Here is a 20,995-nt window from a genome sequence, read left to right on the forward strand (position 1 = left end):
GTGGCTGTGGTTTTTTTGGCGAGTAGTCAGGAAAAGTTTTAAGAGGTAGTTGACTTTTTGTTAGATTATTCACAAGATGCGAACTGAACGCTGCCCTTCCGCATGGCGACGCGGCCACGGAAGGATGCCCACATAACTAAAACACGGAGGATTTCGCAATGTCCAAGCTGGTAGCTCCTCATGGCGGTAAGGGTCTGGTCTGTTGCCTTCTGGAAGGTAAGGCCCTGGATGACGAGAAGAAAAAAGCCGCAGGCCTGAAGCAGATCGAGATTACTTCCCGCGCCAAGGGCGACCTGATCATGATGGGCATTGGCGGCTTCTCGCCTCTGAACGGCTTCATGACCAAGGCCAACTGGAAGAGCGTCTGCGAAAAGATGACTCTTACTGACGGCACCTTCTGGCCCGTGCCTGTTACCCTTGATGTTCCCGCTGCTGACGCCAAGACCCTCAAGGTCGGCGAAGAAGTGGCCCTGGTTCGCAAAGGCGAAATCATGGCTACCATGAAGGTCGAAGAAGTCTATGAAATGACTGAAGCCGACAAGAAGCTGGAATGCGAACTGGTGTTCAAGGGCACCGGCCCCGACTCCGAAAAGTTCTGGGAAGTGGCCCCCAACGACCACCCCGGCGTGAAGATGGTTCTGGCTCAGAACGAATTCAACGTTGCCGGTACCGTTAAGGTTCTTTCGCAGGGCGAATTCCCCGAAAAGTTCCCCGGCGTGTACATGACCCCTGCCCAGCTGCGCGCCAAGATGGACGAACGCGGCTGGCAGAAGGTTGCCGCTCTTCAGCTGCGCAACCCCATGCACCGCTCGCATGAATACCTGGCCAAGATCGGCGTGGAAGTGTGCGACGGCGTGGTTATCCACTCCCTCGTGGGCTCCCTGAAGCCCGGCGACATCCCCGCCGAAGTGCGCGTGAAATGCATCGACACCCTGGTTGACAAGTACTTCGTGAAAGACTTCGTCATTCAGGCTGGCTACCCCCTGGACATGCGTTATGCCGGTCCCCGCGAAGCCCTGCTGCACGCCACCTTCCGCCAGAACTACGGCATCAACAACCTGCTGGTTGGCCGCGACCACGCTGGCGTGGGCGACTTCTACGGCATGTTTGAAGCTCAGGAAATCTTCCGCAAGATCCCTGTGCCCGCTGAAGAAGGCAAGCGTCTGCTCTGCGAACCGCTGAACATTGACTGGACCTTCTACTGCAAGAAGTGCGACGGCATGGCCAGCATGCGCACCTGCCCCCACACCAAGGAAGATCGCGTCATCCTGTCCGGCACCAAGCTGCGCAAGATGCTCTCCGAAGGCGCGGAAGTGCCGGATCACTTTGGCCGCGCTGAAGTGCTCGTCATCCTGCGCGAATACTATGCCAGCCTGACCGAAAAAGTTGAAATCAAGATGCAGCGTGCGGCCTCCGGCTCCACCATGTAAGCTTGACCGCAGCAACACAACGCGAGAGGACGCCCGAAAGGGCGTCCTTTTGTTTTAGCTGCATCCCCATACGTTCAGCTGTTATGCTCCCCCATGCGGCCTGGGCCTGCCGAACTGGGCACAGTGCGAGCCCTTGCCGTAAGCGGAGTGGAGTCGACATACTTTCGCCACATCCCTGTAATATAGTTTTGCACAGCCCCGTATTGCCGCACAACCACCATGTAACAGAGATGGGGCCGCGCTTTACGAAAAAGCAAAAACAGCCTATAACCTGAAACGAGTTGCATGAAATCGCGGCTACAGCCCGATGTTTCGGCGGGCCTAATGATGGTCAGTATCGGGCCTGTCGCGCTATTGCTGCACCAGCCGAAAAGCTATTACATCTACAGGTACCTATGAACCGAACCCATCAATTATTTCCCGGCATTCTGAGCATGGCCGTTCTGGCTGCGGCCTTCTGTATCTGGAGCGCCTTTGGCAACGAAGTGAACCTGTGTGTAACTTCGGGCTGCGCACTGTTTCAGGATACGTCTGTTGCGGGCATATCGCTTTGGTGGGCTGGCGGGGTCATGTTCACGCTGCTTGCCGCAGCAGCCTTGATGGGTGCGGCCCAATTGGGCCTGGTTCTGGCAGGTCTGGCCCTGCTGGGCGATATCGGCCTTTTGCTGCTCATGGCGGTCACAGCCCCTTGCGTGAGCTGCCTTATTGTGGCCTGCTTTTTTGCCATGATCTACGCCGGCTTTCGGCAAGCGGCGCAACGCAATCGCTCCGGCCTTCCGGCGGACAAGCCGGGCCGTTCGCTTTTGCTGACCCTGTGGGCTCTGCTGTTTATCGTCAACGCCGGTACCGCCCTGCGTACTCAGGCGGACGTGTGGGCCATCACCGACAACAGCAACGAAGCCAGCGTGCGCATGTTTTTTTCTCCCTCCTGCCCAAGTTGCCAGGAAGGCATCGCCCTTCTCTCCGGTCATGTGGACGTGGCCTTCTACCCTCTGGCAGAAAATGAAGCCGACATTCATACCGTTGCGCGCATGCTGCGCCTCATGGATAACGGCGCAAGCCTTTCTGAAGCCCTGACCAAGGCAAAAGACATTGCCGCGCCAACGGGCATGGCCGCCACCGCGCCCGACATGCTGTTGCTGCGCCTGCGCATGTTGCGCAACAAGGCCCATGTGTTCATGGCCGGTTCGCAGACTGTTCCATTTTTTGAATACCACGGCTTGCCCGCCATGCTGAAAAAGACTACCAAGCAGCAGGCAGGCCAGGCTTCTTTGCCGCAAGCTCCTACTCCCCCCCCGGCAACAGGCAGTGCAGATTTGCCGCTTGACCCGCAAGTGGCTGGCCAGTGTTCTGGCACAACGCCCTGCCCCTAGGCAACGTCGACTCCAGCTCTTTTTGCCTCCGGTGCAGGAGCTGCACGGGTCGATTTAGCCTGTTCTGACGTAGCCTTAAAGTGCCGTGGCTTATCGCGCCCACCGGGGCCTTGTGCAAAAAATGACAAACCTTGCGTTTTAAAAGCGCAAAGGGGCTTGACGCCCTTTGCGCTTACTATTTATATGAGAGAGCCTTAGACAAAAGGGCACGGGGACAGAATGAAAGCAATCGACGTGTTTCGTAAACACAAGAGCGAGATGGTGCGTCTATGGACAGACTCCGTATTCGACACCTATCCATTTGAAACAACTGGTTTTCTTCGCACAAAAGACGACCCCTTCGGTAATCCTGTTGCAAACATGACCAAGGAAGCCGCAGGGGCCGTGTACGATGCAGTTACCGGCGAATCCGTGGAAGTGGCCCAGACACGCAAGGCCATGGATCGCTTTATCAAGCTGCGGGCAGTGCAAAAATTCTCCCCCAGCCAGAGCCTGGCCGTGTTCAGCCTCATGAAGCCTCTTCTGCGGCAACACGTCATGCCTGAACTTATGGCCCAGGACGACCTGGCGGCCTACCTTGAGACCGAATCGCGCATCGACAGCCTGACGCTCCTGGCCTTCGACATGTATATGGAAGACCGGGAAATTCTGGCTGAGTCGCGCATTACGGAAATACGCAACCAGCACGCCCAACTGGCGCGCTGGGCGCAACAACTGGAAAGCGGAGGCGTCCCTTCTGGGGATGACCGCTGACATTCCGCGTTCATTAGGCCGTAGGGCCTGACCGTGGGCTTTGCAGCATGCGGGCCAGAGATCTCTCAAATCCCGTGGTGGGCTTTTGAGGCAACTTTAGTGGAAGTGAGGTAGGGAATGTTCAATTCATTACTGCTGGTGCTGCTCATAGGAGCCATCGCCTGGGCGGGAGCGGCCATAGGGCTTGCGGGCCTGTTCGGCGTGGCGCTGCCTTATGTGGCAGTAGTCGTGTTCATCGCCGGTGTCGTCTGGCGCATGGTGTACTGGGCCAAATCGCCCGTGCCCTTCTGCATCCCCACCACTGGTGGGCAGGAGCAGTCGCTTGACTTCATCAAGCAGGCAAAAATCGACTGTCCCAGCACAACTTGGGGTGTTGTGCAGCGCATGTTTCTGGAAGTGTTCTGCTTCCGTTCGCTGTTCCGCAACACGGTTGCGGAAGTAAGGGAATTTGATCCCGTCAGCAACGGGCCGCGCACCATCTATTATTCCTCCAAGTGGCTGTGGGTTTTTGCTCTGCTGTTCCACTACTGCTTCCTGCTGGTTTTTATCCGTCACTTCCGTTTCTTTATGGAACCCGTGCCTTCCTGTATTCGCTTTCTGGAAAGCATTGACGGCATCATGCAGTTTGGCTCGCCCCGCTTCTTCTGGACGGGCGGCCTGTTGCTGGTAGCGCTGCTGTTCCTTCTGGGACGCCGCCTGTTCAACGAGCGCCTGCGCTACCTTTCACTTGCCAACGATTACTTCCCCCTGTGGCTGATCATCAGCATTGTGGGTACCGGTATCTGCCTGCGTTATTTCGACAAGACCGAAATCGCCCAGGTCAAGATCTTCGTCATGGGCCTGACCCACCTTGCGCCTGTGTCCACCGTGGGCATCAACGCACTGTTCTTCACGCACCTTACTCTGGTCTGCGTACTGCTGATTTACTTCCCCTTCTCCAAGCTCATGCACATGCCGGGCGTGTTCTTCAGCCCCACGCGCAACATGGCGAATAATTCCCGCCGAGTGCGCCACATCAACCCCTGGAATCCGCCCAAGCAGTACTTCACCTACGCCGAGTACGAGGATACCTACCGCGACGCCATGGCCGATGCCGGGCTGCCGCTGGATAAGCAACCCGAAAAGGCCGCCGAGTAAGGAGTTTCCACGATGGCAAAATTACCTACGCCGCAAATGCTTGTGTCCAGCCGCCCGGCCTTTCCCGCCCAGGACTGGCTTGACACAAAGCCTGAATTTACACCGGGCAGCTTCTGCTATCCGGCCAAGCAAGAGACCATGGAACTTCTGCACATGCCCAATCCCCACGAATGGGATCCGGCGGCAGAAGACTGGAACCTGCCCGAAAACTGGGAACAGATTCTCTGCGACGCTTTTGAAGAACGCCTTGAAAAGCACCGTTCGCTCAAGCTGTTCATGGATATCTGTGTGCGTTGCGGCGCCTGCGCCGACAAATGCCACTTCTTCCTGGGCACCAATGATCCCAAGAACATGCCTGTGCTGCGCGCCGAGCTGCTCCGCTCGCTCTACCGCCGCGACCACACCATGCTGGGCAAGATCCTCGGCAAGAAAGTGGGTGCTCGCGGCTGGGACAAGGAAGTAGTGAAGGAACTCTTCTACTACGCCTACCAGTGCACCGAATGCCGCCGCTGCTCGCTCTTCTGCCCCTACGGCATCGACACGGCGGAAATCACCGCCATCGTGCGCGAACTGCTGCATGAAGTGGGCCTGGGCATCCACTGGATCATGGATCCGGTCAAGAACTGCAGCTTCACCGGCAACCACCTTGGCATCAAGCCCCACTCCTTTGTGGAAATCGTGGAAATGCTGGCCGATGACTGCGAAACCATCACCGGCATCCGTCCCAAGACGCCCTTCAACGAAAAGGGCCACGAAATCCTGTTCATCACGCCCTCTGGCGACGTATTTGCCGACCCCGGCATCTACACCTTCATGGGCTATCTGATGCTCTTCCACGAGCTGGATCTGGACTACACCTTCTCGACCTACGCTTCGGAAGGCGGCAACTTCGGCTCCTTTACCACGTTCAACATGGCAAAGAAGCTCAACGCCAAAATGTACGCCGAAGCCGAGCGTCTGGGTTCCAAGTGGATTCTGGGCGGCGAATGTGGCCACATGTGGCGCGTGATCAACCAGTACATGGACACCTACAACGGCCCGTCGCCCTCGCACATGACGACGCCTGTTTCGCCCTACACCGGCACGGTGTTCCAGAACGCGGCTTCCACCAAGATGGTGCACATTGCCGAGTTCACGGCTGACCTGATCCACCACAACAAGCTGAACCTCGACCCCAGCCGTAACGACCATATCATCACCACCTTCCACGACTCGTGCAACCCTGCGCGCGGCATGGGCCTGCTTGATGAACCCCGCTACGTGCTCAACGCCGTATGTAACAACTTTGTGGAAATGCCCGAGAACACCATCCGCGAGCAGACCTTCTGCTGCGGCGCCGGTTCGGGCCTCAACACAGAAGAAATCATGGAACTGCGCATGCGTTCCGGCATGCCGCGCGGCAATGCCCTGCGTTATGTGCAGGAAAAGCACGGCGTCAACCACATGGCCTGCGTGTGCGCCATTGACCGCGCCACTCTGCCCCCGCTTGCCAATTACTGGGCGCCCGGCGTCAATGTGAGCGGCCTGCACGAACTGGTGGGCAATGCCCTTGTGATGAAGGGCGAGTGCAAGCGCACCATGGATCTGCGCCAGGAAGACCTGCCCAATGTGGTAGAGGATGATGACGCGCCCGAGGCGCAGGGGGAGGGTCAATAGATGTATAACTCCAAAGCAGTAATTCTTGGGATCATTATCTTTGTGGTCCTGTTCACCTCCCCGTTCTGGGCGAGCATGCTGGGCAAGAGCTATACCAGCACCGGCATTGCGCTGCCCAAGAATGAAAAAGAGTGTGTGGAAAATGTGGATTTCATGCGCGACAAACACATGCAGCTGCTCAACGAGTGGCGTGATGAAGCCCTGCGCAACGAAAACCGCACCTATGTGGCATCCAACGGTAAAAAGTGGACCATCAGCCTGCAGAACACCTGCATGAAGTGCCACAACGACTACAAGGGATTCTGCGAAAAGTGCCACGTTGCCAACAGCGTTGATCCCTATTGCTGGACCTGCCACATCATTCCCCAGGGGAGCAAGTAATGAACAAGAGCAGAAGAAGCTTTCTGAAAGTGGCGGGGCTTTCTGCCTGTGCCCTGAGCAGCGGGTTGGCTGGCCTTGGCGCCTTGTCCGGCGTTGCTCAGGCCAAGATTGCCCCCGGTCACTATGAAAAAGGTGCCAACGCCCTGCACGCCAAGCGCTGGGCCATGGTTATCGATACGCGCCAGTTCAATGGCCCCAAGGACTACGAACCGCTGATCGAAGCCTGCCATAAATTCCACAACGTCCCGCACGTTCCCGGCGATCAGAACATCAAATGGTTCTGGCTTGATTCGTTCGAGCACACCTTCCCTGATGAAATGAACGCCTTTTTGGACAAACGCCGGGCCGAAGCCAGCTATCCGCTGCTGTGCAACCACTGCACCAATCCGCCCTGTGTGCGCGTTTGCCCCACGCAGGCCACTTACAGGATGGAAGACGGCATTGTGGCCATGGACTACCACCGCTGCATCGGCTGCCGCTTCTGCATGGCTGGTTGCCCCTACGGCGCGCGTTCCTTCAACTTCAAGGATCCGCGCAAGTTCCTGGCAGATCCCGTGCCCAATCCGGCCTTCCCCACGCGCATGATCGGCGTGGTGGAAAAATGCACCTTCTGCGCCGAGCGTCTGGCCGTTGGCCAGTTGCCTGCCTGCGTTGAAGCTTCTGGCGGCAAGATTCTCTTCGGCGACCTGGAAGACCCCAATTCAACGGTGCGGCAGGCTTTGTCCGCCAACTACAGTATCCGCCGCAAGCCCAACCTGGGCACGCAGCCCGGCGTTTACTACCTCATATAGGGAGGACAGGCCATGGTTGAAAAATTGCTCGAAGGTCCCAAGACCTACTACTTGTGGCTGCTCTTCCTGCTCTGCTTGATCGCAGGCTGCGGCATTGTGTATCTGGATCAGCTCCAGAACGGTCTGTCTGTGACCGGCATGAGCCGCGACGTTTCGTGGGGGCTGTATATTTCGCAGTTCACCTACTTCGTCGGTGTTGCCGCCTCGGCAGTTATGCTGGTGTTGCCCACGTACTTCCACCACTATAAAAAATTCAAGCGCATGATCATCTTTGGCGAATTCATGGCCGTTGGGGCCGTGGTCATGTGCGCCCTGTTCATCGTGGTTGACCTTGGTCAGCCCCAGCGCATGCTTAACGTCATGCTGCATCCCACGCCCAATTCCGTCATGTTTTACGACATGCTGGTGCTCATCGGCTATCTTGGCCTGAACATCGTTATCGGTTGGGTGACCCTTGAAGCCGAACGGCACGAAATCGATCCCCCGAAATGGATCAAGCCCCTCATCTATCTTTCGATTCTGTGGGCTTTCTCCATCCACACGGTGACCGCCTTCCTGTACGCTGGCGTTCCTGGCCGCCACTACTGGCTTACCGCCATCATGGCTGGCCGCTTCCTGGCTTCCGCCTTCTGCTCCGGTCCTGCCATCCTGATGCTGCTCATGCTCTTGCTGCGCCGCCTCACCGGTTTTGACGTGGGCAAGGAAGCCGTGAAAACCCTGACCACCATCATCGTGTATGCCATGTGCGTGAACGTGTTCTTCTTTGTGCTGGAACTGTTCACGGCCTTCTACAGCAACATTCCCGGCCACATGGAGCCCATCCACGTGCTGTTCTTCGGTCACGGCGGGCACCTGCTGTGGGTGAGCTACTGGATGTGGGCTGCGGTTATCATGGCCTTTGGTTGCCTTGCCATTCTTATTCCGCCCAAACTCCGCACGCACCCCACGCTCATGCCCATCGCTCTGGCCATGCTCGTGGCTGCTTCGTGGATCGACAAGGGTCTTGGCCTTCTGATTGGCGGTTTTACCCCCAACATGTTTGAAGCCATCACCCCCTACATGCCCACCGGTAAGGAAATTGCCGTGGCCCTTGGCGTGTACGCCGTGGGGGCGCTGGTAGTCTCCCTGCTCTGGCGGATTGCGCTTGGCGTGAAAAAAGAAGTGAACCACTTCTCTGACTAACCGTCAGGTACGTGTACTCAAACGCCCCTGCGTCGCTGACGCGGGGGCGTTTTGTCTTGCAAGCGCAAGCTGTCAGCAAATTGCCAGCACCACAAACAATAATCCGGCATGACCGTAACGGCATTTCTTCAACCGCAAGCTTGACTCGCACCCATGCTCGCGGGCATAGTATCAGCCATTCCCCGTTATTTTATTCGCAAGGAGCCATGGATGCATCAAGCGCTCAAAGACGCCATAACCATAAGCAAAACACTGTTGCGCAACGGCTATGACGCTCATGTTATCAACGCCCCCTTGCAGGAGCACCTGCTGGAAAACGCCACGCAGCCCACTGTGGATATTGCCTGCGAGCCGGATCTGGATACGCTTATCAAGCTTTTTCCCAGGGCAGTACCGCAGCACGACAAGCGCGCTCTGGCAACACTGGAAGAAAACGGCTTTGTCTTCTGTTTTTATCCTCTGGAAGTAGCTGCTGCCGGACACCCGGAGCTTTCCCTGCTGCGCATTACGCCCACCATGATGGACAGGATGCCCCATGAGGAACAGCTCAAGCTGCGCATCACGGGCTTTGGTAGCCCTGAAACCACGCAGGATGCCTACGACGGCTTTGAAGACGTCAAGGGCGGCGCTATCCAGCTTGCGGGGCTTCCGGATGAAACCCTGCGCCACAATTACCTGCTGGCGGTACGCGCCCTGCGTTTTGCAGCCAATTTTGACCTGCCCATCGAGCCCAACACATGGCTTGCCATTGTGCGCGCCTCAAGCCGCGTGCTTGATTACGTTCCTGCCACCGACATCATGGATGAATGGCGCAAGGTTGCTGCCGAATCCATGTACCGGTTTGTGCGCCTGCTCTTTGATTCGCATATCCTTCAGGGGCTTATCCCTGAAGTGGCCTCCCTTTCCTGCCTCACCCAGATGCGCAACAAGGAAGGCGACACGGAAAACGTGTTTGAACACACGCTTGAGTGCATGAAGCACTACCCTGAAGAAGATTTCCACTACGACTGGCTCGGCACCATGGCAATGCTGTTCCACGATGTGGGCAAGCTCTACACCGGCGAATATTTCGACGGCATCTGGACATACTACCAGCACCACCGCGTGGGTGCCAAGGTTACGCGCAAGATTTTGCGCCGCCTGCACTTTGCACAGGAAGACATCGACCTGCTGTGCCACTTGGTGCGCCACCACATGCGCTTCCACTTCATGATGACCGACAGGGGCATCCGCCGCTTCAAGGCACTGGACGACTACCCCCGGCTTATCGCCATGGCCAGGGCCGACCTCAAGGCCCGCGACGGCATCCTCACCTCGTTCAACCACAATATGAAGTATCTGGATCGCGCGGAAACGCCGGAACAGATGCTGGAACCGCTGCTGAACGGCAATGAGATCATGAGCGAAACCAAGCTGTCGCCCGGCCCGCTGGTGGGAATTATTCGTGATGCTCTGTTGCAGGCCCAGATTGCAGGCGAAGTTACGGATGTTGAATCCGCTGTGACCTTTGTGCGTGGTTACGCGCGCAAGTCAGTTGGATAACCAGCCAACCGCCTATGCTGACACTATGGGCGTTCCTTTGGGAACGCCCTTTTTGCTTGTTCACGGCACATAAACGCGGTTTTGTCGGCATGAAAATTTCTTGCCCATAAGCGCCAAACATCGTAGTTCAACAGCCAGTACACAACATATTTGCACTACAAAACCTTATCTAATTCCGGCAGAGCATATGACCAATCTTCTCAACCTGACCCTTCCCGAGCTGGAAAACTGGCTTCAAACAGAATTGGGCGAGCGCAAGTTCCGCGCCATGCAAATTTGGCAATGGTTGTGGCAACGCATGGTTCGCGACTTTGAATCCATGAGCAATATTTCAAAAGACTGCCGCGAAAAACTGACTGCCAACGCTGTCATTGTCTGGCCGGAGGTTGTCACAGTAGAGAAAAGCCAGGACGATACCACAAAATTTCTGCTGCGCCTCGAAGACGGGGCGCTGGTTGAAACGGTGCTCATTCCATCGGATTCGCGCGAAGGAGTACGCCGCTGGACCCAGTGCGTGTCGTCCCAGGTGGGCTGCGCCATGGCCTGTACTTTTTGCTCAACGGGGCAAATGGGCTTTGAACGCAATATGACCATGGCCGAAATTCTGGGGCAGATACTTGTGGCGCGCGCGCACTTGGGTGATGACAGGCCGGAATGGCCCATGCTGCGCAATATTGTGTTCATGGGTATGGGCGAGCCTTTGCTTAACATGCGCGAGCTCATGCGCTCCCTGGAAGGCCTGAATAATGCCAAGGGGCTGAATTTCTCACCCCGCCGTATCACAGTCTCCACATGCGGCATTGAAAAAGGCCTGCGCGAACTGGGCGACAGTGGCCTTGCCTATCTGGCGGTTTCACTGCATGCGCCAACGCAGGAACTGCGGGCGAAAATCATGCCCAAGGCCGCACGTTGGCCTCTTGACGAGATGTTTGAAGCGCTCAAGTCGTACCCGCTTAAAACACGGGAGCACATTACTTTTGAATATCTGCTGTTGGGCGGGGTCAACGACGGACTGGATCAGGCCAGGGATTTGGCCCGGCTGGTGGGCGATGTGCGGGGCAAGCTGAACCTTATTGTCTACAATCCAGCGGAAGGCGCGCCCTACGATGCCCCCACGGAAGAAAGCGTACTGGCCTTTGAGCAGTACCTCTGGAAGCGCAAGATTACGGCCATACTGCGTAAGAGCAAGGGGCAGGACATCAAGGCTGCCTGTGGACAGCTTAAGGCAGACCGGCAGGCACAACAGGACTGAACAGGGCAAAGCTAAGCTGGAATAGTTCTAGCGTCGGCCCGGCCGCCGCCTTGAAGCGCCGCAGCACGTATCTGCCCCATCGCGTGGCTTCAGCCAGCCGTAGCCGCCGGTCCAGCGACGGCAGAGCCTGTAAATCAGCAGTGGAAGCAAGGCCAGGGCGCACACAAGATGCAGCGTTTTGACGTATGCATACACGCCATCGTACAAAGAAAAGTTGGGCATATTGTGGACGATGAGCGCCAGCCCGCTCGTGGCCAGCCCCATCAGCAAAATGACGCGCAGCAGGCCGCAGCGTGTCAGGCAAAAAGTGCTGTGCCCCTGAAGACGCCAGACTGTGAAGGCGTACGTTCCCAAAAACAGCAGCGCGGCTGACGAATAATAATGCGCAATAGACGGCGACCAGCTGCCACTTTGAATCAGCCCATAGCGTCCGGCTTGCGGCAGATGCGCAAGACCGCTCCATACGGCTGTGAGCATGCTGGCCAGCCACAATACACTGAAGAATGAGGAAAAAAGCGAGGGCTGATTTTTCATGGCTTGCGCCTCATTTTTCTTTCACGCCACAATCGCAGTCCCGCCAGGGCCGCCCCAGCCACAGGGGCCAGCAGAACTGCCTTCAGCAGACTGTTTTCCTTATCCATACTGGCGCCAGCCGGGCGCAGGCTCGGCATACCAAAGCCTACCTTTCCCTGACGCAGCATGTTGGCCTCAATATCGCGGAAAAGCACCGAAGAAACATAGATGGTGTTTGTACCGCCATTTTCTTTGAGTCCAAAGATATCCCCTCCCCGCTGCTCCGCCATTTCCTTGGCCAGCTTAGCCATTTCCTCACGAGGTCCTATGCGCATGGCCCCCTGCGGGCAGGCCGTCACGCATGCAGGGTTTTCGCCAGCCTTGAGCAGAGAACTGCAATAATCACATTTAAACATCTGTCCGCTGCCAATATATCTGGGCGCAAGGTTCAGGTATGGCCCCACCCCCGCCTGGCGTTGCGGGATACCCCACGGGCAGGCCCGGTCACAGGGGCCGTCCCCCAGACAGGTGCTGCGATGGAAGTAAACTGCTCCCTCGTTGCTTTGGCGCAAGGAGCCAGTGCTGCAGAGAGTGACGCATTGCGGGTTCAGACAATGCAAACATCGCCGTGGCAAATATATCCGCCGCTCCACACCGTTAACAGTTATGGAGCATGATTGAATAAAAAGCCAATTGTAGGGAGTAAGGCGAGAAACTTCATCGCGGCGGGTCGACCAGTCGTTGACGCGCACCCATGATGGGTAGGGACGGGGAATGGGCTGAGCAGGAAGTGGGATTTCTGCCAGATTTCTATCGCGGCAGGCAGACACGCAGGCTCCGCAACCGTTGCAGAGATCCACATCAATGATGGTGGCACGGTCAGCGCCGCTGACCCAGTTCTGTATGCCCGCGGCCATGGGAGATGCCGCACCCGCCAGCGATAAGCCTGCGGTGCCTGCCATGGCCTTAATGACTGACCTGCGCTGTAAAAGCAGTTTGTTGCCCATGGGAATGCCTTGCCTGTTACTGTCTTGCAGTAATTTTATAGGCCTGCCTTTACCTTGGCGTCAACGTCTCTGGCAATTTGCCCGGCACGGTCTGGCCATGCGGGGCGTGGTTGCCACGCCATGCCTTGCACAGCAACTGACCGTCCAGATGCGCATCAGGCAAGCGCGGCTTTTTCAAAAGGCGGCGGGGGTCTCCAGCGCCAGAACAAGGCCAGCAAAGGCACAATGCCTGCCAGCTCTGCCAATTCACGCGGCGCAACCAGCCCTATCCCCCACCAGAGTCCTATGCAGGCGGCACAGGCGGCGAGCATGAGTCCCCACTGCCCAAGCGACATGGGGCGCGCGGCCCACTGAAAATAGCCAACTGTAAGCAGAGCCACCCACACCTTGGTAATGGTGAGGGACAAGGCCGCACCTTCAAGGGGCATGGCAGGAATAAGCGTAAAGCAGCATACCAGATTGCACACCAGGCCTGTGAGATAAAATGCCAGGAGCAGCCGATGCTGGCGCATGCCGATCATAGCGTATGCCGCAAGGTTGTGCAAAAAGGCCGTTGCCAGGCATGGCGTAAGCAAACGCTGAGCGGTGACCGCACTTTGGTAGTTGGGGCCGTAAATCAGGGGAAGAAAGCGGTCGCTCTCCACGCAGATAAGAAAAATAATGGGCAGCGATGCAGCCCAAAGGGAGCGTGCTGTCTGACCGGCCAGCTGGCGGAATGCGCCTTTGTCCTGCTGCCACAACTTTGCAAGCAGCGGGAAAATCACCTTGCCCAGCAATGCGCTGGAAACAAGCACCGACAGGCCTTCAACTGTTTCCCAGGCAACTCCGTAGCCGCCCACATCGGCATTTCCGCCGTACTGCTTAAGGAATATGACGTTGATCTTGTTATAAAACATGGCGCAGCCAGCCATGCAGGTAAAGATAAGGCCGTGCTTCATGTGACGGGCCAGATCTTTCATGCCATCAAGACCAACACCTGCCAGAGGATTGCGTTGTAATGCCAGCAAGGCAAAAATGATGCACAGCACTGATTCCATGGGCTTGTACAGGGCAATCACGATGGGCGGCGCTCCAAGCACCACGCAGGCGATGCCAAAGCCAATGCCCATCAGTGCGGAAGGCACACGGATGCGCATTTCCACATCCTGACGGCCCCGCGCCTGGCAGAGCGCGAAAAAGGAATCGCTCACGCCGTCCAGCCCCAGACCAGCGGCAATGCACATGACCACAAGACGCAACTCTGGCGTATAGTTTTGCCAGCCAGTCACAAGCCATGTAACGCAGAGGGCCAGAACAAGCACCACGAGCTTGAGCCATGTGACTTCACCCAGCAGGGCCACCGGGCGGCCTTCGCGCCGGGCAAATGTTGAGAGCAGAAAATCATTAAGCCCCACGTCGGCTACGGTTTTCACCAGGTAGCCGAACGTGAGCGCCAGCACGACCTGCCCCAAGATATCGGGGCTGCGTCGTGCAAGAAGAATGGTAAAAGCGGTCCAGGCCAGGTCGCGCGTCCATTGCGCGCCCAGAATGTACCCCAATCGTCGGGGGATGCTTTTCAGCTTCATGAAACGGGTTTACCTGCTCCCTTTGAATCGCACCACAGCCTTGAACCCAGGTTTGAGCTCCAGACCAGGATTGGGGACAGTGAGCTCCACCGTATAGTATGAAGGATTTGAAACGCTCATATCATTAGAAACCCAGGAAATTTCATTCACTGTACCGTTGAACTTCTTGTTGTTCAGCGAAGGAATTTCAACTTCCACAGAGTCGCCAGCCTTGATCCCGCTGATTTCGGCCTCGTAGACGGGCACCTGGATCAGCACGGGATCAAGCCGCCCCACACGCACAGGCGTGGTGTTAGCAGCCAGCAGGGAGCCGGGATTGAGCGTTGCGTCAAGCGACAGCACATAGCCGTCAATGGGAGAGGTAAGCGTAAGCGAGGCAGGAAGACGCTCGCCCTCTTTGATGGGCATACCGAAATAGCCGCTCAGTTCTTCAAGCCTGGCAGCAAAATTCTGTTCAGATTTCTGGATGGTCACACGCAAAAGTTCAATGCGGCGCTTCAGGGAGTGCACATCGTCTTCCAGTCGGCTGGATGCCTGTGCAGAACCAAGCCCCGATGCTGCAAGCTGACGAGCCTTGTTACGTTGGGCTGAGGTTTCTGCAAGCTTGCGCTCAAGGTCAAGCACCTGCCCCCTCAGATCCTCCGTGGCAGCCCCGGTGGTAACTTCTCTTTGCAGTACCCGCTCGGCCTCTTCCTGAAGGTGGTAACGCATCAGCGGGGCACCTTTGGCAATGGCTTCGCCGGGCTTGACCAGCACTTCATCCACAACAGCGTTAAACGGCACAGGCACGGCGCGCGTGACCGTTGTAACGACCTTGCCGGTCAGAATAGTCGCACCAGCGCCTATGGAACCATTCTCTGCAGCAGAGGCTGCGCCCTGAAACATCAAAAAGGCAGCAAGCAGCGTAACAGCAGACAGCGCTACGGCAAAACTACTCCGCCGCGCCCACGGCTGTGCCATCATATACATACCCAACATTACAGCAACTCCTTAGCAGGCAGGCCGAGGAAGCGCTGGGCCAGCGAATTGGACAGATCCATCCACTCAAGCTGGGCCAGTTTATAGTCAAGCTCGGCATTGATGTAGGCTATACGGGCCTGAACCATGTCTTCCTGCTTGGAGGCCATGTCGGGCAGCTGCGCAATGCCTTCGCGGAAAGAAATCTGGGCTTCCTTGTACTGCATGCTGGCCGTATCCAGACGGGTCTTGGCAAGCTTGAGTTCCGTTTCAGCCAGGGCTACCCGCTGCTCGCTCTGGAGCCATTTGTTGGAGTAATCCGTACGGTTGCGGGCCAACTCGTGGAAGGCCTGGGCCTTGACCATGCGCGCGGTCTGTACGCCACGGTACCTGCGGCCCCAGTCGATGAGCGGGAAGTCAAAGGTCAGATGCAAAAAGGTGTCTTCAGAGCCACTCGGGGGCTGATATTGGCCCGCCGGAGGATTGTTGTTCAGAGCAATGGACATGGTCGGCATATACTGAGCCCAGGCGACCATGATATTGTAGTCACCCAAGGTCACTTGACCGCGAAGCAGCAGATCATCTTCTGTGGCGGGCCAGCGTTCTTCCCAGGTGAGCTTGCGGCCGTCAAAACCGGCCAGCACGGAATCAGCGCTCTTGGTATCCACCTCAAGCCGCTGCTGCGGCTCAACGCCAGCAAGAATCTTGAGCTGCGTACGCTGCATCACTTCCTTCATGCGGGTCTGCTCCAGCTTGAGCTCAAGCTCGCGCTGGTGTTGGATGGCCATGTTGAGCGAAACGCCCTGGCGCCCATCAACGGCCTCAACCTTCTTCCAGTAATCCACAAGCTCCTTGCCAAGCGGCAGCAGCTCTTTCTGCGCTTCCACAATCTTCTGCTGGGCCTGAAGCTGGAGATAGGCCTCGCCAATTTTGCCAATAGCCTTGCCCACGGCTTTGCGGTGGGTGGATATTGCCAGATTGACCATGGCTGTCTGCACCTTGTGTTCAAAATAGGTGGCCATGGGATTGGGGAAGGCAGCATAAAAGCCCACGCGAAAACGGGTTTGACCGTAATCGCTGGGCGTATCTTTATTGTCCATATTATACCGCGTCAGGTTATTGGACACGGTAAAATTCATGCGCGGCTCGGGCAGATACTTCCACACGGCGTCTGTCTGGGCAAGACGCTTGATTTCGATATTCACGGCGCTGTTGACCAGGGCAGGCGACTGCTGGATGGTCAGGAACACGCAATCTTCAAAGGAAAAGACCTTCTTGGGATCATAGAGGTTCGGCACTGCGGCTTCAAGCTTGGCCTTGTTTTCAACAGGCACGCCTGGGGCTTCTTCAAGCCAATGCTTGGCGGGAAGTTCCGGCGACTTGAGCCCGGCCTTGTTGGAACAGGCTCCGGCAAGCAGGGCCGCCACAAGCAGCAGCGGCAGAAAAAGACGTGTAGTAAGGTTTGCTTGTGCAGTGAGCATCTGGCACCCTTTGCGCCGTTGCGCTTTGCGCGACGCTGAGCAGATTGAGTGTTTATGCCGAGGGATTCACGACAGGGGAAAGCCCGGCCTGATCACTTCGGTCAAATTCAAGATGGTGAATTGTCAAAAAAACATGCCCTTCCTGATCAATGACCTGCGCGTCAAAACGACGCAACCGTGCATTGGCCCAGGAACGCTGCATCAATATGCGCAAGGGGCCATCAGCACGGGAAGGCCCGATGCGGATAAAGCCCACAGCATGCAAAGCCCACTCCTGCATAGCGGCAGCAAGAGCGGCAGGGTCTGAAAAATCCTTGGAGTATTCGGATGTTATGGCAAGCCATGCAGCCTGCAATACGCCCTCCACCACAAGCATGTCGCCAGTATAGCCAGAATCAGCTTCGGGGGCAATGCATGTCTGGGGCAAACTCAGCGAGCCAGAAAACAAGTCATCAGGCAACACACAGTAGTTTTCCACAAAACGCCACTCGCGCCCCAGTCCGGCAGCAGTATAGAATGGCCCGGTGTCTAGCGCAGGGCTTTCCACGGAGGCTGAGGCAGGCACCTCTTCCCACAGAGGGCGCACGCTGCTGCGATGGGCCGCAAGCCACACCATGCCTTCGCTAACCGGTGCATACTGTGCAGTATGCCTGCCGTTGGGCGTCAAGCCGCGCACTGAAAGCTCACTGCGGCACATACGCGTCATGACTTTTTCCTGCAGCAGCCAGGGTTCGGCTTCAGCAGTCACCCGACATTCGCGGGTAATGCCGGGCGGCAATTCCGGCGCATCAAAAAAACGCAAATCGCAAAAGCCCGTAACTGTCAGCCAGGGCAAAGCTTGCATCGAGCTTTCGAGCATGGCCTCCAGACTGCGGCAAACCGGCAGACGCGGTACATCAGTTCCAAGACAGTTGCCCTGCTGCGCGCCGTGCAGCGCCAGTGTTTTGTCGGCAAAATGCGAAAAATGGCAGGAGCCCTGAAACAGGGTGGCGGTTGAGCGGTATGCGGGCTGTTGCTCAGGAAACACCAGCGGGAACCGCAATGGATTCTCCTTGATGATGTCCCGGACGGACGGCTCCTCGCAAACAACCTGGCCGTCAATGGATCCTGGTCGCACCCAGAGCACCTGTTCGGCTGTGCCGCAAAGAATTTCACGCGCCAGCATGTCGCCCCATTCGTCAAGGCTCGCTCTTTCAGGGCCGTGCAACATGCGAATTGCCCGCACAGCCACATCATGCGCGAGAGCCGCCGCACCCAGAGCTTTTTCCAGCGGGGCGTCAAAAATACAGTTTTCCACGTCGGGCGGCAGCACGGAACAACTGCCGGCAAAGCGCAAGCCATGAGGCACGGCGGCCGCAACAGCCGCTTCCATCAACGCGCCAAGACGCTCCGGCGCAGCATGTGGCGGCACATCAGCGGCGGAAGGCGCAACCATGATGCCAGCCGGGACAGGCGGCACAAAAAACAGCCCGTCCACTCGGCCCTGTGCCTGCGCGAAATCCGCAACGGCCGTCTGCAACCGACTGACTACAAGAGCGGTTTCGTCTCCATTCCCCAAGTCGATATCAAGCGGCACCAGACGTGCCCCGGCCTTGGCAAGGGGCGCGCACCGCTCAAGCAGAGCCTGGGGCACACCCATCACGCATCCCAGAGGCGCAATGCCGCTCAGCAGGCGGGGCAATATGTGAGCATCCAAGACGCAGAGGAGCACAACATCGCCAGGCTGCAAATTTATCCCTGAGGCACTGGGATCAAGCGGCAGAGGCTCAAGGCGCAGTTCGCTATTACTCCCGACTGCGGGCAAGCCTTTAAGGGGGGCAAACCTGCGCAGAGGCTCCGCGCAAAGCTTTGCGGTAGCACTGACCCTTTCTGCAGTGTGCTCTGCCTGCCCGGCAAAGACGGAACCGCCGGAAAGCACCCGGCCAAGATCGCCTATGGTTGATACCTGCAGCAGATCTTCAAAATTGACGGTAATGCCAAGGGCCTTTTCCACATCCTGCACAATATGGGGAAAGCGGCTGGAGCGCAGGGCGAGATCATACCGCAGGTCCATTTCCGGCCGCAGATCCTCAACTGGCCTGCCGCAGGCCTGCGCCAGAATTTGCAGAACCACCGCCATGCTTTCGGCATAGGATGCCATTACAGGAGCAGAATCTGACGCAGCGGCAGCAGAATCAGCGAATTCAGCCGTTGCCGTTTCCATGACACTGGATTGCGGTGCATCTGACACCGCCGAAGCGCAGGCATTTGCACCATTGCCAACCACAGCGGGGCGTAAACCGCAGTGGGGCGCCGGTTTGCAGGCCAACAAGCGGGCTTCGCCGCCGCTTGCCGCCAGATGTGCCCGCCGGGCCACAGCATCCCGCCGCAGGTACCCCAGTGAATACAGGTGGGCGCAGGCCTGACGCATGCCCTCTACTTCTTTCCCCTTGCGCCCTGCGGTCAGGCATTTTGCCTGCGGCTCATTGTCAGCCGCCAGGCTGCACAGCGTATCCTGCGGGCCAAGTTCAAGAAAGTACCGGATGCCCTCACGGTTCCACATGGTCTGCACACATTCTGTCCATCGCACGGAATTTTCATCAAGATCGGCGATGTACTGGCAGATGGAGGGTTGATCTTCAGGATAGAAATCTGCGGTAATGCCGCTCAGCATGGGTCTTTCGGGCGCAGACATGTCGAGGGCGCTCAGACGGCGCAAAGAAATGTCGCGCAACACGCGCATGCTGGGATGGTGAAAAGCCAGACTCACATTGAGCACAATAGCAGGGATGCGGCGCTTGCGCAGGCTCTTGCGAGCTTCCTGCAACACGCCGCGGGGGCCGCTCAGAATAAACTGATGCGGCGTGTTGTAATTGGAGACATAGAGAGCGGGCCATGTGGCGCAGGCTTCGTTGATGATCTCGGCATCCGCGTGCACGGCCATCATGCCTGTTTCGCGGGAGGCCCCAGCCTCCAGCTCAGACATGTGCACGGCGCGCGTATCCAGGATATACCACGCCACTTCGGGGGCCAGTATGCCTGAGAAACAGAGGGCGATCATTTCACCAAGGCTATGGCCGCAAAAAAGCGAGGGGCTCAGCCCCAGCGAAGACAATACGCTCCACTGGGCATACTCCAGCATGAATACGTAAGGAGACTGCCAGCGGGTAAGGCTGATTTTCTCCACGCCCGTTTCATCCATGAGGCCAAGCACGTCCCAGTCCGCCACGGCGGCAATACGGTCCATGGCTGCTCGCGCTGCGGGGAAATTGTCGTACAGTTCGCGGCCCATTCCGGGCCAGACAGCCCCAAGACCGCAACACATCACCGCCAAGGGCGGCGGGCCGTCAGCCCGCTCCGGCGCAATCCACAGGCCGCGCGCTTCAAGCCGGGCAAGAGCTTCGGCATCGGGATTTGCTGGCAGAGCCAGCAATTCCTGACGCCATGCGGGGTTGACGGCACCGATGCGCCACTGCTGACCAGCCTGTTGCAGGTTGGCATAACGCACGCCATCAAGAACTATTTCATCTTGAAGGGTGCCTGGTACTGGATTTTCGTAGTCCTGACGCATATCTTTGTGCCTGTAAAGGGCCAAGGCCCGGCAACCCGACTGGGCCGAGGCAGGGCAAAAAGGGGCATAGCAGCCATTTGGGTAAAGAATTATGTTAGTAGATATCATCCTGCTTGTCCAGCCAGCGCCCGCAAACTCTTTTACCACACAGCCCTGCAGAGCAACACTGTCTGCAAAGCTTTCAACTGAGCCGCCCCACACGCGACTTGCCATAATATCTTGCTTTGGCTATACTGACTCCTTACAATGTTGCGCCTGCCGAATTTCGGCCCTCATCTGGCCCACCAGGCACGGCTTTTTTGGACAAATTTACGAGGACGAGGCATGAAGAACAACCATTCCTATCAGGCTGGCCAAGAGGCGGTGCAAACTCCCGCCGCCGCCGAAAGCAGCGCTTCCGGATTTAACCGCACGCGTTCCAAGCT

16 protein-coding genes are annotated in these 20,995 nt (G+C 57.4%); 10 read left to right on the plus strand and 6 right to left on the minus strand.

From position 1 onward, the window contains the following. Positions 1-158 precede the first annotated feature (158 nt). The 10 genes from sat to rlmN all read left to right on the plus strand — a co-directional run bounded on the left by sat (position 159) and on the right by rlmN (position 11,497). Positions 159-1,430, plus strand: a complete 1,272-nt coding sequence (gene sat / locus VEZ52_RS00545; RefSeq protein ID WP_324835071.1) for a sulfate adenylyltransferase — start codon at positions 159-161, stop codon at positions 1,428-1,430. Positions 1,431-1,825: 395 nt separating this feature from the next. After that, on the plus strand, positions 1,826-2,803 hold the full coding sequence (locus tag VEZ52_RS00550) for a hypothetical protein (RefSeq protein WP_324835072.1): 978 nt from the start codon (positions 1,826-1,828) through the stop codon (positions 2,801-2,803). 219 nt (positions 2,804-3,022) lie between these two features. Further along, positions 3,023-3,556 (plus strand): RsbRD N-terminal domain-containing protein, encoded by a 534-nt coding sequence (locus tag VEZ52_RS00555; RefSeq protein WP_324835073.1) that lies wholly within the window; start codon positions 3,023-3,025, stop codon positions 3,554-3,556. Between the two features lie 117 nt (positions 3,557-3,673). After that, positions 3,674-4,693, plus strand: a complete 1,020-nt coding sequence (dsrM, locus tag VEZ52_RS00560; RefSeq protein ID WP_324835074.1) for a sulfate reduction electron transfer complex DsrMKJOP subunit DsrM — start codon at positions 3,674-3,676, stop codon at positions 4,691-4,693. A gap of 12 nt (positions 4,694-4,705) precedes the next feature. Next, complete coding sequence (gene dsrK, locus VEZ52_RS00565) at positions 4,706-6,349, plus strand: sulfate reduction electron transfer complex DsrMKJOP subunit DsrK (RefSeq protein WP_324835076.1); 1,644 nt, start codon at positions 4,706-4,708, stop codon at positions 6,347-6,349. Next, the gene (gene dsrJ / locus VEZ52_RS00570; RefSeq protein WP_324835077.1) at positions 6,350-6,730 is read left to right on the plus strand and encodes a sulfate reduction electron transfer complex DsrMKJOP subunit DsrJ; all 381 of its coding nucleotides are present in this window, start codon (positions 6,350-6,352) and stop codon (positions 6,728-6,730) included. Continuing rightward, positions 6,730-7,521 (plus strand): sulfate reduction electron transfer complex DsrMKJOP subunit DsrO, encoded by a 792-nt coding sequence (gene dsrO, locus VEZ52_RS00575; RefSeq protein ID WP_022659759.1) that lies wholly within the window; start codon positions 6,730-6,732, stop codon positions 7,519-7,521. The genes dsrJ and dsrO overlap by 1 nt, the downstream gene beginning before the upstream one ends. Positions 7,522-7,533: 12 nt before the next feature. Further along, positions 7,534-8,703, plus strand: coding sequence for a sulfate reduction electron transfer complex DsrMKJOP subunit DsrP (gene dsrP, locus VEZ52_RS00580; RefSeq protein ID WP_324835078.1), 1,170 nt, complete (start codon positions 7,534-7,536; stop codon positions 8,701-8,703). A 210-nt stretch (positions 8,704-8,913) separates the two neighbouring features. After that, complete coding sequence (locus tag VEZ52_RS00585; RefSeq protein ID WP_324835079.1) at positions 8,914-10,245, plus strand: HD domain-containing protein; 1,332 nt, start codon at positions 8,914-8,916, stop codon at positions 10,243-10,245. A gap of 187 nt (positions 10,246-10,432) precedes the next feature. Next, the gene (gene rlmN, locus VEZ52_RS00590) at positions 10,433-11,497 is read left to right on the plus strand and encodes a 23S rRNA (adenine(2503)-C(2))-methyltransferase RlmN (protein ID WP_324835080.1); all 1,065 of its coding nucleotides are present in this window, start codon (positions 10,433-10,435) and stop codon (positions 11,495-11,497) included. 27 nt (positions 11,498-11,524) lie between these two features. Here rlmN and VEZ52_RS00595 read toward each other — a convergent pair whose 3' ends face one another. The 6 genes from VEZ52_RS00595 to VEZ52_RS00620 form a co-directional block, all read right to left on the minus strand. Continuing rightward, a complete protein-coding gene (locus tag VEZ52_RS00595; RefSeq protein ID WP_324835081.1) occupies positions 11,525-12,031 on the minus strand; it encodes a FeS-binding protein in 507 nt (168 codons plus the stop codon). Then, positions 12,028-13,017 carry a 4Fe-4S dicluster domain-containing protein gene (locus VEZ52_RS00600; protein ID WP_324835082.1) on the minus strand — a complete coding sequence of 330 codons (990 nt, stop codon included), beginning with the start codon at positions 13,015-13,017 and terminating at the stop codon, positions 12,028-12,030. The genes VEZ52_RS00595 and VEZ52_RS00600 overlap by 4 nt, the downstream gene beginning before the upstream one ends. A 155-nt stretch (positions 13,018-13,172) precedes the next feature. Then, positions 13,173-14,582: an oligosaccharide flippase family protein gene (locus tag VEZ52_RS00605; RefSeq protein ID WP_324835084.1), complete on the minus strand. Its 1,410-nt coding sequence runs from the start codon at positions 14,580-14,582 to the stop codon at positions 13,173-13,175. A gap of 9 nt (positions 14,583-14,591) precedes the next feature. Beyond that, on the minus strand, positions 14,592-15,560 hold the full coding sequence (locus VEZ52_RS00610) for an HlyD family secretion protein (RefSeq protein WP_324835085.1): 969 nt from the start codon (positions 15,558-15,560) through the stop codon (positions 14,592-14,594). Beyond that, positions 15,560-17,020 carry a TolC family protein gene (locus tag VEZ52_RS00615; RefSeq protein ID WP_324835086.1) on the minus strand — a complete coding sequence of 487 codons (1,461 nt, stop codon included), beginning with the start codon at positions 17,018-17,020 and terminating at the stop codon, positions 15,560-15,562. The genes VEZ52_RS00610 and VEZ52_RS00615 overlap by 1 nt, the downstream gene beginning before the upstream one ends. A gap of 52 nt (positions 17,021-17,072) precedes the next feature. Beyond that, the gene (locus tag VEZ52_RS00620) at positions 17,073-20,570 is read right to left on the minus strand and encodes an acyltransferase domain-containing protein (protein WP_324835088.1); all 3,498 of its coding nucleotides are present in this window, start codon (positions 20,568-20,570) and stop codon (positions 17,073-17,075) included. Positions 20,571-20,995 lie beyond the last annotated feature (425 nt).

The organism is Desulfovibrio sp. (assembly GCF_035644575.1).
In the GTDB taxonomy this organism is placed as follows: domain Bacteria; phylum Desulfobacterota; class Desulfovibrionia; order Desulfovibrionales; family Desulfovibrionaceae; genus Desulfovibrio.

Coding starts and splice junctions, on each gene's coding strand:
- sat (WP_324835071.1), top strand. CDS start 159: ATGTCCAAGCTGGTAGCTCCTCATGGCGGTAAGGGTCTGGTCTGTTGC.
- VEZ52_RS00550 (WP_324835072.1), top strand. CDS start 1,826: ATGAACCGAACCCATCAATTATTTCCCGGCATTCTGAGCATGGCCGTT.
- VEZ52_RS00555 (WP_324835073.1), top strand. CDS start 3,023: ATGAAAGCAATCGACGTGTTTCGTAAACACAAGAGCGAGATGGTGCGT.
- dsrM (WP_324835074.1), top strand. CDS start 3,674: ATGTTCAATTCATTACTGCTGGTGCTGCTCATAGGAGCCATCGCCTGG.
- dsrK (WP_324835076.1), top strand. CDS start 4,706: ATGGCAAAATTACCTACGCCGCAAATGCTTGTGTCCAGCCGCCCGGCC.
- dsrJ (WP_324835077.1), top strand. CDS start 6,350: ATGTATAACTCCAAAGCAGTAATTCTTGGGATCATTATCTTTGTGGTC.
- dsrO (WP_022659759.1), top strand. CDS start 6,730: ATGAACAAGAGCAGAAGAAGCTTTCTGAAAGTGGCGGGGCTTTCTGCC.
- dsrP (WP_324835078.1), top strand. CDS start 7,534: ATGGTTGAAAAATTGCTCGAAGGTCCCAAGACCTACTACTTGTGGCTG.
- VEZ52_RS00585 (WP_324835079.1), top strand. CDS start 8,914: ATGCATCAAGCGCTCAAAGACGCCATAACCATAAGCAAAACACTGTTG.
- rlmN (WP_324835080.1), top strand. CDS start 10,433: ATGACCAATCTTCTCAACCTGACCCTTCCCGAGCTGGAAAACTGGCTT.
- VEZ52_RS00595 (WP_324835081.1), bottom strand. CDS start 12,031: ATGAAAAATCAGCCCTCGCTTTTTTCCTCATTCTTCAGTGTATTGTGG.
- VEZ52_RS00600 (WP_324835082.1), bottom strand. CDS start 13,017: ATGGGCAACAAACTGCTTTTACAGCGCAGGTCAGTCATTAAGGCCATG.
- VEZ52_RS00605 (WP_324835084.1), bottom strand. CDS start 14,582: ATGAAGCTGAAAAGCATCCCCCGACGATTGGGGTACATTCTGGGCGCG.
- VEZ52_RS00610 (WP_324835085.1), bottom strand. CDS start 15,560: ATGTTGGGTATGTATATGATGGCACAGCCGTGGGCGCGGCGGAGTAGT.
- VEZ52_RS00615 (WP_324835086.1), bottom strand. CDS start 17,020: ATGCTCACTGCACAAGCAAACCTTACTACACGTCTTTTTCTGCCGCTG.
- VEZ52_RS00620 (WP_324835088.1), bottom strand. CDS start 20,570: ATGCGTCAGGACTACGAAAATCCAGTACCAGGCACCCTTCAAGATGAA.